The sequence below is a fragment of the Nocardia grenadensis NBRC 108939 genome (assembly GCF_001613445.1).
GTDB classification, from domain to species: Bacteria; Actinomycetota; Actinomycetes; order Mycobacteriales; family Mycobacteriaceae; genus Nocardia; species Nocardia grenadensis.
Genome location: NZ_BDCJ01000003.1, coordinates 1 through 12,532, shown reverse-complemented (window position 1 = coordinate 12,532; position 12,532 = coordinate 1). Strand labels below are relative to the sequence as shown.

Below are 12,532 nucleotides of genomic sequence, written 5' to 3'. Positions count from 1 at the left end.
CCCCGGGATCCGGTTCAGGCCACACCGAGCAGGGTTTCCAGGCCGGCGATATGGGTCTCGAAGACCTGCGTGCGATCGGTGAACGTATCCGCACCGTACATATCGAAGACTTCGAAGCTCACGGCACCGAACAGCGCGCACCAGACGGTGAGTCCGCGGGCGAGCACCCAGTCCGGCACCTCCAGCCCGAATTCGGCGCGGATCCGGACGAAATCGTCGGCGAGCGGCCCGGCGAGCGATGGCCCGTCCGCCGCCGGGGGCACAAGCAGTCCGCGGCCGTGAGCCGCGGCGAATAAGCCCATCAGTGTCACGATGACCCGGGTGCCCGGGGTGACCGTGCGATCGGCCGGGGCGGCGTATCCGGGAACCGGGGTACCGAACAGCAGGCCGTACCAGGCCGGTTCGGTGAGCGCCCAGGCGCGGACGGTACGCGCGGTGACCCGGAACTGTTCGATCGGATCATCGGGTGCGGCGGCGAGCGCCGCGTCCACGGCATCGCCCAGCGCGTCGTACCCGTCGACCACCAGCAGGGTCAGCAATTCATCCCGGCTGCGGACATAGCGGTAGACCGCGGAGGAGACCACCCCCAGGTCGCGGGCCACCGCGCGTAACGACAGGGCGGCGGCGCCGTCGGTGGCAAGATGTTCGCGCGCGATCCGCTTGATATCGATCATTGTCTGGGCCCGGGCCCGGGCACGGGGGGTGGTCATACGACCACCCTGACCAATTTGGAGAGCACTGTCAACAGTAGTGAGCATTGCTCCACCCCAGCTGTGTTAATGTTACCGCAAGTCACTGCTGGCCATCCGAACCCAAGGAGAAGTCCCATGTCCGAGGCGGCCACGGATTTCGATGTCCTCATCGTCGGCTCCGGGTTCGGTGGCAGTGTCACCGCCCTGCGGCTGATCGAGAAGGGCTATACCGTCGGCGTCCTGGAAGCCGGCCGCCGTTACGCCGACGACGAGCTACCCAAGACCAGCTGGGATCTGCGCAAGTTCCTGTGGGCGCCGAAACTCGGCTGCTACGGCATCCAGCGCATCCATCCGCTGCGCAATGTGCTGATCCTCGGCGGCGCCGGGGTCGGCGGCGGATCACTCAATTACGCCAACACCCTCTATGTACCGCCGGAGCCGTTCTTCCAGGACCCGCAGTGGCGTGCGATCACCGACTGGCGCAGCGAACTCACACCCTACTACGAGCAGGCGAAACGCATGCTCGGCGTGGTGCAGAACCCGCATATGACACCGGCCGACGAGGTCTTCAAACAGGTGGCCGAGGATATGGGCGTCGGCGACACCTTCGTCCGGACCCCGGTCGGCGTCTTCTTCGGCGAACCCGGCGAAACCGTGGCCGACCCCTACTTCGGCGGCGTGGGCCCGGCCCGCACCGGCTGCCTGGAATGCGGTGACTGCATGGTCGGTTGCAAGTTCGGTGCGAAGAACACCCTCGTCAAGAACTACCTGTATCTGGCCGAACAGGCCGGGGCGCAGGTGGTGCCGATGACGACGGTGACCGAACTGCGGCCGCAATCCGACGGCAGCTGGGTGGTCTCGGCCCAGCGCACCGGCGCCTGGGTGCGCAAACAGCGCACCACCTACACCGCCCGTCAGGTCGTGGTCGCCGCGGGCACGCTCGGCACCCAGCGCCTGTTGCACGACATGCGGGACCGGCGGGTACTCCCGAACCTGTCCGACCGCCTCGGCCTGCTCACCCGCACCAACTCCGAATCGATCGTCGGCGCCGCCACCAAGAAGCTCGCGCCGGGCCAGGACTTCACCCGAGGCGTCGCGATCACCTCGTCGATCCACCCCACTCCCGACACCCATATCGAGCCGGTGCGATACGGCCGCGGTTCCAACGCGATGGGGTTGCTGCAGACGCTGATGGTCGACGGCGGCGGTCGCGTTCCGCGGTGGCTGCGGTTCCTGGGCACCGCGCTGCGTCATCCCCTGCTGCTGCTCAGCTTCCTGAGTGTCCGCAACTGGAGCGAACGGACCATCATCTCGCTGGTGATGCAACATCTCGACAACTCCATCACCACCTACACCACCCGCGGGCTCTTCGGTCGCAAACTGACCAGCAAGCAAGGTCACGGCGAACCCAACCCGACCTGGATCCCGGCCGGCAACGAGGCCACCCGCCGGGTCGCCGAACAGATCGGCGGGACCGCGGGTGGCACCTGGGGCGAAGTGTTCAATATTCCACTCACCGCCCATTTCCTCGGCGGGGCCGCGATCGGCGCCGACCGCGACACCGGGGTGATCGACGCCTACCACCGAGTCTTCGGCTACCCGACGCTGAGCGTGGTGGACGGCGCCGCGGTCTCGGCGAACCTCGGCGTCAATCCGTCCCTGACCATCACCGCACAGGCCGAGCGCGCCGCTGCGTACTGGCCGAACAAGGGCGAACAGGATCCCCGGCCCTCGCAGGACGCGCCGTACCACCGGATCACCCCGGTGGCGCCGAAATCCCCGGTGGTCCCCGAATCGGCACCGGGCGCACTGCGGTTGCCGATCACGCCGGTGACCGACCCGGCCGCGAGCTGAACCGACGGTCTCAGTCCTTGAAGTAGACCAGTTGATGGCTGGTCGCCAGCAAGGTGCCGTCGTGGCCCCACAGGTGCGCCATCTGATCGAAGTGGCCGTGCCCGAAGCGGTTCGCGCGGGCACGGCCCAGCAGATATTCGGTGCCCTGGGCGGCCAACTCTTCGGCGGTCGCGTGGAAGTAGACGGTGAGCGAGATCGTACCGGCCGGCAGATAGCGCCCGCGCCGCAGGAACACGCGGGGGTAGAACGCGTCCGACATGGCGGTGAGCGAAGCGAAATCCACCGGGCGGGCCGGGGCGTCACGTAGCCACAGGGTGCTCACCGAATCGGGATTCTCCGGGAGCTCGGCGGTGGGCTCGACATCGGGAATGGCGCCGGCGACGAACCGCAGATCATAGTTGCGGCCCCAGGCGATGAAATCCGGGAAGATCTGCGGCACCACCTCCTCGGCGTCCGGGCCCGGCACCGTCGGCATGCTCAGCTCGAGATCCGACCAGGTGTCGCGACGGATACCGAATACTGCGGTCGCGGTGGTGGTGACCGTGCCGCCCTGGGTCAGTTCGAGCTGCCAGTGCTGGTTAGTGCGATTAGTGCGGACGGGCCGCGCGGTGATCTCGAAGGGCCCGTCGGCGATCGGTCCCGCGTAGTTCACCGTCAGCGACAGCGGATCACCGACCCGTTCAGGATGCCGTTCGATCGCGCGCAACAGCGCCGCCGCGGTGACGCCGCCGAACGGGCCCACCATATTGGCGTAATCGGGGCAGGTCCGACCGGCCAGCCGATGCGCGTCGGTGTATTCCACGGCGATCGCCGTATCGAAGGGATGGGTCGGCGCGTCGATCCCGGTCACGAATCCTCCAGAAAATAGTGCCGCTGGCACGGCGAGACGATCATAAGTATGACAACATACATAGTTACCACGGGCAAGAGGGAGCAGCGCATGCCACGACCGAAGGATCCCGCCGGACCCCGGGCGGCCATGATCGACAGCGCGATATCGCTGATCCGGCGGCGCGGCGTCGCGGCTGTCTCGTTCACCGATGTACTACAGGCCAGTGGCGCACCGCGCGGATCGGTGTACCACCACTTCCCCGGCGGCCGAGCACAGCTGATGACGGAGGCCACCGAGGCCGCGGGCAGCCGGGTGGCCACCGGAGTCACCAAAGCGCTGGCGGCGCCACAGGCCTCGGCCGCCCTGCGCGCACTCGCCGATATGCTGGCTCACGGACTGGACAAGTACGACTACGCGCTCGGGTGCCCGATCGCCGCCGCCGCACTCGGCAACGAACCCGGCGCCGTCGCCGCCGCCGGATCGGCATTCGAGACCCTGCGCGAACTCGTCGCCGCCAAACTCGTCGAGGACGGGGCCCGGCCAGAACGGGCCCGCTCCATCGCGCTACTGGTGATCAGCGCGCTGGAGGGCGCGCTGATCGTCGCCCGCACCGAACGCGGACCGGCCGCGCTGGACACGGTGGTCGAGGAGTTGAGCGAGATCTGCCGAACCGCGGTCGAGGGCAGGTAGGGCGCTCACTCCACCGCGCGGGTCTTGATGGCGTCACGCGAGATGAACACGTCGTATTCGCCGGGGGTCGCGATTACCGCGTTGCCGTAGGCCGACCGGACGAAGGGCGAGGTGAACCAGCGGCTTTCGGTCATATCCTCGAAGAAGTCGCGATCCCCGCCATTGAGGAAGATGTGGTTCTGCCGGGTGGCCACCCCGTCGAGCCGCTGCCCGTACAGGCGCGACACCTTGTATCCGGAATGGAAGCCGAGGGCGTTGACCCACGGTTCCAGTTCCACCAACTGCGCCTGCAGTACCCACATATCGCCCTCGACCCGGTGCGTACTGCGCTCGGTGGTGCCACCGTCGGCATCGAACAGCGTCAGCTCCACCTCGAGTTGATGCTCCGCCTCGGAGACCGGTGCCACCACCACATGCGCCGCCCGCATCTCCCCCGTCAGGCCGAGGTAGGTCTGCACGAGGGTGGCGATCCACAGCACCAGCGCCGCGGCGACCAGCAGTAGCGCACCACCGGCACCCCGGGCGATCAGGGCCCGCGGCCCCCTCTTGCGCAATGCGAACAACGCCGAAACCAGCAGGGCCACACCGAGGATGATCGCGAGGATCGAACCCGCTTGCAGCACCCCGAAATCCACCGGGTAACTCATGCGCCGGTTATACCCCGGCGGCGCACGACGTCACCCGCGAACGAGCTTTTCCGAACAACTCCTGCACTGCGGCGAAGACGCCTCGCGTCCGGCTCCGCTCTCGTATGTTTACGGATACACGAGATCGAGAGGTGCGAAGGTGACAGCAGTCAGTGCGGACTATGTGATCATCGGGTCGGGATCGGCGGGAGCCGTCCTCGCAAACCGGCTCAGCACGGACCCGGGCCGTTCGGTGATCCTGATCGAGGCCGGCCCGGCCGACAAGGACAAGTTCATCCACATACCGGCCGCCTTCGCCAAACTCTTCCGCACCCCCTATGACTGGGACTACCTCACCGAACCCCAGCCCCAGCTCGACGATCGGCGGATCTACTGGCCCCGCGGCAAGACCTTCGGTGGCTCGTCCTCACTCAACGCCCAGATGTGGGTGCGCGGCTTCCGCGCCGACTACGAGGAATGGTCGGTCGCCGGGGGCCCGGAATGGGGCTTCGACCGGGCGGTCGAGCAGTTCCGTTCGATCGAGAACGTCGAGGGCGCGGCCGCCCCCGACCACGGCACCGGCGGCCCCCTGCACATTTCCCGCCAGCGCAGCCCGCGCCCGTCGACCGCCGCCTATCTGCGGGCCGTGGCCGAACGCGGTTTCCCCGTCGAGGAACCGAACCTACCCGAACCGCAAGGGTTCACCCAGACCATGGTCACCCAGTACCGGGGACGGCGCTGGAGCACCGCCGACGCGTATCTGCGCCCGGCGCTGAAGCGGCGCAATCTCGAGGTGTACCCGGAGGCGACCGCCACCCGGGTGCTCTTCGACGGGGACCGTGCCGTCGGTGTCGAATACTCGCGTGCCGGCCGGACCGACACGGTGACGGCCCGTACCGAGGTCGTACTCTGCGGCGGCGCGATCAACAGCCCGCAGCTGCTCATGCTCTCCGGAATCGGCGATCGCGCCCAACTCGAACGCCATGGAATCACGGTCCGCCACCACGCGCCCGAGGTCGGCGCCAACCTGCAGGATCATCTCGTCACCGGACTCGGCTACGGAGTGGACAACGACTCACTGTTCGACGCCGAGAAACCGGCCCAGCTGATCAACTACCTGCTGCGCCATCGCGGCATGCTCACCTCGAACGTCGGTGAGGCGTACGGCTTCGTGCGCAGCCGTCCCGAACTGGAGCACCCCGACCTCGAACTGGTCTACGCACCCGCGCCCTTCTACCACGAGGGCCTCATCGAGCCGACCGCCCACGGCGTCATCCTGGCGGCCGTCCTGGTGCGCCCGCACAGTCGCGGCACGATCACTCTGGCCTCCGGCGATCCGCTGGCCAAACCGGTGATCGATCCGAAGTACCTCTCCGACGAACAGGGTCTGGACCGGACCGCGTTGATGACCGGCCTGCGGTACTGCGCCGAGATCGCCGATACCGCCGCCATGCGAGAGGTGCTCGGCCCGCTCTGCTATCCACCGGACGCACCCGCCGACGGAGCGTCGGAAGCCACGCACGCGCTGACACTCAACGGCTATTCACACACTCTGTACCATCCGGCCGGCACCTGCCGGATGGGCTCGGACGAGAACAGTGTGGTGGACCCGCAACTGCGCGTACGCGGTGTGCGGGGCCTGCGGGTCGCCGACGCCTCGATCATGCCGGTGCTGGTGCGCGGGCACACCCACGCGCCCAGTATGTTCATCGGGGCCCAGGCGGCCGACTTCCTCACCCGCGCATAGGCCACGGTGCCACCGGCCCGGACGCGGTACGGGGCCGGTGGCAACCGGCTCGGCCGCGCCCACCGAGTGACCTGAGCGGTGGCCACCCGGTGGGCGTACTGCCGCCGCGCGCGGACGAGGGGACGCGGGCTGTGAGGCGGACGGCCCGTGCGAATCCGCGGCGACCGGTGTGTGCTGGAGCCGGCCGGTGGAGTCGGGCCGGCCGGGCTCCGCGCACACCCGTCTACGCGCCGGTCACAATGCGGCGAGATCCTGTTCGGTCGGCGCCGCCGCGGGCTCTGCCCGGGCACCGGTACCGACGAGTCCACGAACGAGCACCGGGGCGGCCGGCGAATACCGCCGACCGCGCCCGGGCCGGGTTCGGTTCCGTCATAGAGAGCCTCCTGGAGAACTTCACTGTCCGATTCGCCCGGCGCGGTGCCGTTTCCCGGCCGGCGAAGGGTGCCGACAGTTCGGGCACCGCGCCGGGTATGTCACGAATTCTGCGGTAATTCCAGCGCGGCGCGCAGGGTCGGCCAGCTGCGATGCAACTGCACTTCGAAATCCGGCCAGGAATGCATTCCCTCGGGCAGATAATCCACCATCGCGGGAATGCCGAGTTCGGTGAGACGGGTGGCGAATCGTTGCGTGCACAGGTGGGCACCCGATTCCAGCAGCGAGCCACCGCCGAGCAGCACCGCCAGAATTTCCGGGCTGTCGCCGATCGACATCAGTGCCGTGTTGCTGGGAGAACCGTTGGCCACCGACACGTAGATCCGGGTCCCCCGCAATTTGTCGGCGCCCAGCAGACTGTCGTGGGCGAGCCATTCCGGCGAAGCGGGCGGGCCGAACAGGTTCTCCGGATTACCGCCGCGCGAGGCCACCGTCATGGTCGTCACTGCGCGGCCGAGTTGGTCGGAGGTGGAGTAACAACCGCTCATCCCGGCGACGCCCCGGTAGAACCCCTGATGCCGCTGCGTCAGCATCATCGCCGCCTGCGCGCCCATGGACACCCCGGCGATCGCCCGGGTTCCGTTGGATCCCAGATACTTCTCGACAATCGGTGGTAGCTCCTCGGTGAGAAAGGTCTCCCAGCGGTTCAGGCCCAGCGCGGCGTCCACCCGGACCCAGTCGGCGTACATACTCGCCGTACCACCGGTGGTCAGCACCACATCGACCGGTTTGTCGGCGAAGAACTCGGCCGCGCCGCCCTTGGTCAGCCAGCCCGAGGTCGCGCCGCCGTCCACACCGTCGAGCAGGTACAACGTGGGCCGGGGCGCCGGGCCGGAGCCGATCAGGGTATCGATCGCGATCTCGCGGCCCATGGCGGCCGAACGGATGTGTAGCCGGATTCGCTGATCGTCGAGTACCTGCACGCGCAGCAACCGGCCGCCGGACTCCCGCGCGCTCGTGGCCGGTGCGGCCGGGGCCGGCGGCGGGTGTCCCCCGGGGTCCGCGACGGCCGGTGCCGTCGCGGTGGCGACCGCGACCAATACGGCCAGGGCGGCCAGGACCGAAACCCGTGATCTCATCTCGTACCTCGCAGCAACACTCGCGACTCACCCATCACGCGGCTCCCGGTGTGCCCGGACGGGCGCGCGGGCCGGTGGCGGCGACCGGACGCGGCAGCCGGTGCACTCGCATCGCATCCGCCATCGCGTCCTGTTCGGTGGTCGCGTCATCGCTTATCCGGTACAGGCCGGGGGGTTGTCCGCTGGCACGGAGCCGGTTCAGGACGTCGTGGGTGCGCCCCGCCAGCTCCGGCACTTCCGCCGTGGTACCCGCGGCGACCGTCGCCGTCGGCCGTACCTCCGCAGCCTCGGCCACCAGCTGCAGCACCTCGGCGCTCATCAGCCCCGCCGCGGTGCGACCGCCCGGTCCCCACCGATCGGTTTCCAGCGGGATCAGCACAGTTCCGCCGTCGGCACGCAACAGCGACAGCGACCGCGACCCCAGCGGAGTGCCGAGCGCGGCCTGCACCCTGCGCAGTTTCCGGCGCGCCGCCGACACCGCCTCCGGGCCGCCCGCCCGCTCCTCGGCGTGCGGCGGGAGCGCCAGCGCCACCACCTGATAGGCCGGCGCCACCCGGAACCCGGACCGTTTCGCCAGTGCGGCCACCCCGTGCCCACTCAGCAGGGCGGCCACCATGGTCTGCGCCGAGGTCTGGTGTTCGCGCGCGACGACCCGGTGCTCGTCCAGATACGCCGCCGCGGCGGCGGTGGTCACCACCTCCACCACCCGGACCAGGAGCCGGGCTCCGTCCACCATCGCCTCGGCCCGCAATGCCGCGGCGGCGATCCTCTCCGCGAGGAATTCCACAGCGTCCCGGGCACATTCGTGGCATGCGGTGAGCACCGTTTCCAGCGCCACCCCCTCTTGGGCCCAGCGCACCGCCGCGGTCACGACCGCCGGCGGCGCGGCGGCGGGAGCGGCGGGCTCGGGTGCGAGAACTTCGGCGATATCGGCGAGACACCGCCGCACCGTCGCGCCCACATCCGCGGTTCCGCCGAATCGATCGGGGCGCCGGAGATGCGCCACGAGTTCGGTTTCCAGGTCCGTGCTCCCGGAATCGGCTCTGCTGCCCACCATAACTACCGGACAGTAACCTCTCTCGCGGCCGGTAGATACGATCTAGCGGTACTCCCGAGAGTTCATCAGTGACCGGCCTCGCGGTTTGGGTTCGGTCACAAGACGGTAACGAGTTCCCCCGAGGAGTTCAATACTCGGGCAATTCGGCGCGACGGCCGGCGACCCCGGGCCAGGCGGTCAGCGACCGGCACCACTCTGTTCCCGGCGGGCCGGCTGATCCATGATCCGTGGCTGGCGCCGGCGCAGTGCCGTCAACAGGCCGGGTGTGTACTCCGGCGGCGCCGCGTGTACCGACAGTTGATTGGCGACCGCGCGGTAAGCGTCCAGGTCCGCCTGCTTGTCGAGATACAGAGCGCCCGTGAGCTGCTGGAGATAGACAATATCGGGTAGGTCCGCCTCGGCGAACCGGAGATAGGTGAACGCGCCGTCGGCCAACGCCGGACCGCCCACATGATCGGCCAGGACTTGCACCGTGATGTGCGGCTGCCGAGCCGCGGACAACATCCGGTCGATCTGCGCGCCCCAAACCCTCGAACCACCGATCCGGCGGGTCAGGGCGGCCTCCTCCACGATCAGCCACAGATGCGGCGGATGCGGCCGGTCGAGAATGTGCTGGCGACGCATCCGCAGCGCCACCCGGCGTTCGATCGCGTCCTCCGGCTCCCCCGGATGGGCCAGCGTCAGCAGGGCGCGCGCATAGTCCGCGGTCTGCAGTAGCTCCGGCACGGTGCGCGGTTCGTAACAGCGGATCACCTGGGCGGCCTGCTCGAGACCCAGGTACATATCGAACCATTTCGGCAGCCAGTCGTTGTCCCGATGCCACCACCCGGAAGTATTGGCCTGCCGCGCGAGTTCCTGGAACGCGTCGAGTTCTTCGGTATCGGTGACCCCGTACAGCGCGAGCAGATCCACCAGATCACGTTCACGGATACTGGTGCGCCCGAGTTCGAGCCGGCTGATCTTCGAATCCGAACCACGGATGTGGTCACCGGCCTGTTCCCGGGACAACCCGCTGGCCTCACGCAGCCGCCGTAACCGGCCACCGAGCACCATCCGCAGTACTGTCGGCCCGCCGTCGGCCGCGGCTCGCGCGGTGAATCCCGGGCCGGCCGAGGTCTCCGCCTCCACCGCCGATCGCATTCCAGAAGCACCCATCATTCGAGTTTCGCATGGGAGCGGCACCGGAGACCAAACGAAACACTCGTGGCGTGAACGACATTCGCCGGAGGTGAGCCGTGGAATCGCACCCGGCGGGCCGGGCCCCTGCGACACGGTTCATACCCACGGCCCCCGCCGCTGAGCGGGTATCCACCGGTGTGAACCGCCCCGAGCTCTTTCTGCGTCGTGCTGTGAATTCCCCAGACCCACTTCCGGAACATGTTCTCAGCAATGGTGCGAACTTACTGTGACACACAACGGCGCCGTCGGGGACGCCTGGAAGGAGACGCGGATCTTGGACGCCACGACACCGGCCACTGCCGGACGCGACGACGCCGCCCGCGACCACCTCAACCGGCGTGTCACCGTCTACTTCGACGGCACCGCCGCGGGCAGCGCCCTCGTCCTGGAGTACGCGGCGACCAACGCCGAAGCCTGGGAATTCACTTCCGCCGCACTGCACGCGGGCCTCACCGTGACGGTGGACAGCAAGATCAGGCCAGGTCTGCGCCGGCTACCCTGCCACAGCCTGTGGCGGTGAGCAGCCGACCGGGCGCGGTGAGCCCCCGGCGCGCGCCACACACCGGCAGATCCGCACCGTAGCGGCGCGACCCTCTAGGCTCGGAAGCAGCCGGCGCGACGGGCGGGCCGGCCCCGAGGCGCAGGAGCGAGTATGCCGATCGAATCCGCGGTCCGCGCGGCCGGCGTATCGACGATTCTCTCGGCGCTGGCCCTCACCGGATGCGCGAGTTCGAACTCCGATATCGGGCCCGGCAGCGCACCCGCGGTCACCGCGACGACCACGGTCACGGTTCCGGCGAGCGCCACCACCCGTACCCTGCGCCCGACTCCCACGGTGGATCCGTACGCCGGGCAACCCCTGATCGACCACCTGGAATGGACCGAGAATGCCGCCGGTCCACGACTGATGGTCCACCCGACCCGGGCGGGCCGCGACACCACCTATCCCGGAGCCGATATCCGTGCCTGGCAGGAGATCCGCACCGCCGATCCGGCCGCCGACACCCCGGGCATGTGGGACCAGTTCCGCTGCCACTGGGAGTGGGCACGCCTCGTCGCCCCGGACAAACCCACCTGGAATCTCGAACCCTGGCGGCCGTCGGTGGGCTACGACGCGACCGTCGATGCCGCCTGCAATCCCGGCGGCCCCGAACGCTGACCACGAAAGGACCCCCGTATGCGCATCGTCATCGCCGGTGGACACGGCAAGATCGCCCTCCTGCTCGCCGAACTTCTCACCGGCCGGGGCCACAGCGTCATCGCGTTGATCCGCAACGCGGCCCATGCGCCGGAGGTGTACGCGACCGGCGCCGAATCCGTTGTCCTGGATCTGGAGCAGGCGGTGGTGACCGACCTGGCCGCGACGGTCCAGGGTGCGGACGCGGTGGTTTTCGCCGCCGGCGCCGGCCCGGGCAGCGGGGTGGCCCGCAAGTACACCGTCGATCGCGACGGCTCGGTCCTGCTGGCCGAAGCGGCCGAACGCGTCGGCACCCGTCGCTTCCTGCAAATCTCGACGATGGGCGCGGGCCTGGCCCCGGCCGCCGGCACCGACGAAGTATGGGCTGCCTATATGGACGCCAAAACCCAGGCCGAGGACGATCTGCGCAGTCGTGACCTCGACTGGACCATCCTGCGGCCCGGTCGCCTGCTCGACTCCCCCGGCACCGGTTCGGTCACCCTTGCGCCGCCGCGGCTCGACCGGGGGGATATCCCCCGCGCGGATGTGGCCGCGGTATCCGGCGCACTGCTGGAGGCCGACCATACCGCCGGTCTCACCCTGGAACTGGTTACCGGCAGCACACCGATCGAGGCCGCGGTCGCCGCCTTGGCACGTTGATTCCGATATCGAAAACCGTTCGCACACAAAGAATCGATCGTGCAGATGTACTTGCATTTGAAAGCACCAGCGACCTAGACTCTTCCCACACCGCTATACAGGGGAGAACAAGGGGAGGCCGCGTGAGTGAGCCGACGACACCATTCGCCAGTGGTTTACTGCCGCACCTGCGGGAGAGTCCGGCGGATCCGACCCGATTCGCAACTGCTCCAGCGAGAATCGATCCCGCCCCGATCGGCAAGCCGGCGAACGGTATTGATATGACAACATTCGGCCTCCACAGCGGCCACCCGCTCAGCGATTCCACGCGCCAAACCGCCGTGGAATTCGTTATTGATGCAATTGAATCCACGGGTGCGGCGACTCGGGACGATTTCGATATCGACCAGATCGTCACCACCGCGCACGCCCTGGCGGACGATTGGGACTTCCGATCGTTGCGGCCGGACACCTTCTGGCGTGTCGCTTCGGCCTTCATCCGGGCCTGATAAGCATCAGCCCGGGTCA

Annotated in this window: 13 protein-coding genes; 7 read left to right on the top strand and 6 right to left on the bottom strand. The window is 68.5% G+C overall.

The window, feature by feature from the left end:
- Nucleotides 1–14: 14 nt before the first annotated feature.
- Entirely contained in the window at nucleotides 15–710 is a 696-nt protein-coding gene (locus NGR01S_RS02375) for a TetR/AcrR family transcriptional regulator (RefSeq protein WP_063034518.1), read from the bottom strand.
- A gap of 117 nt (nucleotides 711–827) precedes the next feature.
- Between NGR01S_RS02375 and NGR01S_RS02370 the strand changes: the two genes are divergently transcribed.
- Entirely contained in the window at nucleotides 828–2,546 is a 1,719-nt protein-coding gene (locus tag NGR01S_RS02370; protein ID WP_063034517.1) for a GMC family oxidoreductase N-terminal domain-containing protein, read from the top strand.
- A 10-nt stretch (nucleotides 2,547–2,556) separates the two neighbouring features.
- On the opposite strand, the gene NGR01S_RS02365 is transcribed toward NGR01S_RS02370, so the two are convergent.
- Nucleotides 2,557–3,396, bottom strand: a complete 840-nt coding sequence (locus NGR01S_RS02365; protein ID WP_063034516.1) for an acyl-CoA thioesterase — start codon at nucleotides 3,394–3,396, stop codon at nucleotides 2,557–2,559.
- Nucleotides 3,397–3,486: 90 nt separating this feature from the next.
- Between NGR01S_RS02365 and NGR01S_RS02360 the strand changes: the two genes are divergently transcribed.
- Nucleotides 3,487–4,068 carry a TetR/AcrR family transcriptional regulator gene (locus tag NGR01S_RS02360; RefSeq protein ID WP_063034515.1) on the top strand — a complete coding sequence of 194 codons (582 nt, stop codon included), beginning with the start codon at nucleotides 3,487–3,489 and terminating at the stop codon, nucleotides 4,066–4,068.
- A gap of 5 nt (nucleotides 4,069–4,073) precedes the next feature.
- On the opposite strand, the gene NGR01S_RS02355 is transcribed toward NGR01S_RS02360, so the two are convergent.
- Nucleotides 4,074–4,715, bottom strand: coding sequence for a hypothetical protein (locus NGR01S_RS02355; protein WP_063034514.1), 642 nt, complete (start codon nucleotides 4,713–4,715; stop codon nucleotides 4,074–4,076).
- Nucleotides 4,716–4,854: 139 nt separating this feature from the next.
- On the opposite strand from NGR01S_RS02355, the gene NGR01S_RS02350 reads away from it, so the two are divergent.
- Nucleotides 4,855–6,441 (top strand): GMC family oxidoreductase, encoded by a 1,587-nt coding sequence (locus tag NGR01S_RS02350; RefSeq protein WP_063034513.1) that lies wholly within the window; start codon nucleotides 4,855–4,857, stop codon nucleotides 6,439–6,441.
- Between the two features lie 473 nt (nucleotides 6,442–6,914).
- Here NGR01S_RS02350 and NGR01S_RS02345 read toward each other — a convergent pair whose 3' ends face one another.
- From NGR01S_RS02345 to NGR01S_RS02335, 3 genes are all read right to left on the bottom strand, one after another.
- The gene (locus NGR01S_RS02345) at nucleotides 6,915–7,952 is read right to left on the bottom strand and encodes an alpha/beta hydrolase (protein WP_063034512.1); all 1,038 of its coding nucleotides are present in this window, start codon (nucleotides 7,950–7,952) and stop codon (nucleotides 6,915–6,917) included.
- Nucleotides 7,953–7,986: 34 nt separating this feature from the next.
- A complete protein-coding gene (locus tag NGR01S_RS02340) occupies nucleotides 7,987–9,009 on the bottom strand; it encodes an RsbRD N-terminal domain-containing protein (protein WP_063034511.1) in 1,023 nt (340 codons plus the stop codon).
- 177 nt (nucleotides 9,010–9,186) lie between these two features.
- Nucleotides 9,187–10,164 (bottom strand): Sco1979 family transcriptional regulator, encoded by a 978-nt coding sequence (locus NGR01S_RS02335; protein WP_490885161.1) that lies wholly within the window; start codon nucleotides 10,162–10,164, stop codon nucleotides 9,187–9,189.
- 250 nt (nucleotides 10,165–10,414) lie between these two features.
- On the opposite strand from NGR01S_RS02335, the gene NGR01S_RS02330 reads away from it, so the two are divergent.
- The 4 genes from NGR01S_RS02330 to NGR01S_RS32180 all read left to right on the top strand — a co-directional run bounded on the left by NGR01S_RS02330 (nucleotide 10,415) and on the right by NGR01S_RS32180 (nucleotide 12,513).
- Nucleotides 10,415–10,708, top strand: a complete 294-nt coding sequence (locus NGR01S_RS02330; protein ID WP_245664396.1) for a hypothetical protein — start codon at nucleotides 10,415–10,417, stop codon at nucleotides 10,706–10,708.
- A 132-nt stretch (nucleotides 10,709–10,840) separates the two neighbouring features.
- The gene (locus NGR01S_RS02325; protein ID WP_063034510.1) at nucleotides 10,841–11,347 is read left to right on the top strand and encodes a DUF2599 domain-containing protein; all 507 of its coding nucleotides are present in this window, start codon (nucleotides 10,841–10,843) and stop codon (nucleotides 11,345–11,347) included.
- 18 nt (nucleotides 11,348–11,365) lie between these two features.
- Complete coding sequence (locus tag NGR01S_RS02320; RefSeq protein ID WP_063034509.1) at nucleotides 11,366–12,025, top strand: SDR family oxidoreductase; 660 nt, start codon at nucleotides 11,366–11,368, stop codon at nucleotides 12,023–12,025.
- 122 nt (nucleotides 12,026–12,147) lie between these two features.
- Nucleotides 12,148–12,513, top strand: a complete 366-nt coding sequence (locus NGR01S_RS32180) for a hypothetical protein (protein WP_245664395.1) — start codon at nucleotides 12,148–12,150, stop codon at nucleotides 12,511–12,513.
- The last annotated feature ends 19 nt before the right edge of the window (nucleotides 12,514–12,532 follow it).